Origin of the sequence: Hyella patelloides LEGE 07179, from assembly GCF_900659865.1 — a bacterium.
Taxonomy (GTDB): Bacteria; Cyanobacteriota; Cyanobacteriia; order Cyanobacteriales; family Xenococcaceae; genus Hyella; species Hyella patelloides.
On record NZ_LR214267.1, the window covers coordinates 1 to 2,007 of the forward strand.

The 2,007-nt window shown below is 38.1% G+C and carries 2 protein-coding genes; both read right to left on the minus strand.

Annotated elements, in window-relative coordinates:
* Positions 1-575 precede the first annotated feature (575 nt).
* Positions 576-752 carry a hypothetical protein gene (locus H1P_RS39675; protein ID WP_342799636.1) on the minus strand — a complete coding sequence of 59 codons (177 nt, stop codon included), beginning with the start codon at positions 750-752 and terminating at the stop codon, positions 576-578.
* Positions 753-1,450: 698 nt separating this feature from the next.
* Positions 1,451-1,894, minus strand: a complete 444-nt coding sequence (cas12k, locus tag H1P_RS37925) for a type V CRISPR-associated protein Cas12k (protein WP_144875664.1) — start codon at positions 1,892-1,894, stop codon at positions 1,451-1,453.
* Between the last annotated feature and the right edge of the window lie 113 nt (positions 1,895-2,007).

Here is a 2,007-nt window from a genome sequence, read left to right on the forward strand (position 1 = left end):
TAGATTTGGCTACTAGATATCCACTTTTCGACTAGCTTCGCACCGAGATGATGTTATTTCTAAGCACGTAGTCGAGGGAGTCAAACGTCTCACTCGTCGATGGGAATTCAACCCACATGAATCAAGAGTTATTCTACTTTAATAAAAAGTAGCCTCAGCATTCCTCATTACGTAATACGTAAGTAGTTAAACTGAAACGAGTCGCACGTACACTTGTACATTAAAGAATTATTTGTCAGTTTTAAAGAATTAATGTCAAAAAACTATATTGCTCGAACGATTTTATAGGCATTTGAGCCTTTTTTATATTTTTTAGGGTTTAGAGTGCAAAGATTTTAGTCAAAAAAATCAGATTTAAAGAATTAATGTCAAAAAAATAGAACCCAATTCTTAATCTATGAATTTTCAGTCCTCTGCTCCTTTCAACTTTTCCAATAATCTCAACATCTCCCACATTGGGAGAGCCGAAGCAACTTTTTGCTGCTCGAATCAAGCGATTAACTTGCCAGGCTTTCAACATCTCCCACATCGGGAAAGCCGAAGCAACCCTAACGGAGCAAACAGAGTCACAGCGTCTACAAACTTAGACTTTCAACATCTCCCACATCAGGAGAGCCGAAGCAACGTTCAAAAAAATGACCGTTTGAGATGCCTTGAAGACAACTTTCAACATCTCCCACATCGGGAGAGCCGAAGCAACTCCGCCTGTTCAAACCTTTACATACTAATGTGTTGATAACTGTTTTTGCCAAGGGTGGCAATTACCTCATCCAAAAAAAACAAAATAACAGCTTAATGTAAAATATTATTTTTTGTTCTAAAGGGTAGAATCAAGAACAGACAAAGGTTTGCTGAATTTTGTCGAACCTCCCAGGGATTTTACCCCCGCTTAGCTTCAACAAATTTGTAGGAAAAGTTCCCCAAGAAGGGGTGAAAATGTAGCCACACGACGATATATTCGTACCCTGAACATCATAATTAAATGATTCTTGAGTCAGAGTTAGACTTACAAACCTTTCGTTTCTATAAGGGCATACAAATCATTTAGATCTACAGACGTATCTTATAGAATAGTCTTGTAAGCTTTACTGATAAAGTGTTTTTCCCTCATCAATCAACTCACTTGCTGGTAGCGCAAACTAGACTATAATGAAAGACAACTAGGATCTTTACATATAGTTTTTTCCCAGTCTGCAACTAGAACACAGAATTGGCAGCAAACGTACTTTTCATCAACAAAGTTATTCATCAAGAATGAAACGCTTTGCTTAATTGAATCAAGCACTGTGAGCTAGTAGCTACAAGAGTTCAGAAAGCAAGACTGTCTTCCGAGCAGCCCAACAACCCCAAATTTATCGCATATTTCAATTCAAAATATACGGCGCAAATTACTTAAATCTTAAATTGTCTAGGTACAGAAAAACTATAAGAAATGTTTCAAGTCTCTGGCTTAACCAGTTGTTTGCTGGCGACTTTGATAGGCGTTTAAGGCGAGATCTCGCGCTTGTATTTCAGGTATTTCGTTGAAGGATTGACGCTGGCATTCTATAGCAATACCCTTTTGAGCAGCTTTTGACACTATAGCATTACACAAACGGGCGTAACTCCAGCGATGAATTGTTTGACGGTGCTTTTTCGCGTATTGTTTTTGCGCTTTCTTACATCCAGGTATTTTAGCTTCTGCTTTTGCTTTTATTTCGCTCTCCAAAATTTCTCTGACATTTTTTAAGTCTGGCAGAACGATACTACTCGCTCGATGCCGAATAGCTATTTCAACCGCTGCTTTGGCTATAAGGCGATCTACATACTTACCTAGTTCTGATTCTCCAAAACGATTATCGGCGAAATGAGCTTGGGCTTGCTGTGAACCTATCCCACTAATAATAGATAAAATAAGAAGGTTGTAACTAAACGACTGAAGATGCCAGGCAAATTTGAGGGATTAAATGACCTAGAGTGGAAGCTATTTCAAGATATTTTTCCTAAAAAGAAAAATTCCGAAAAGCG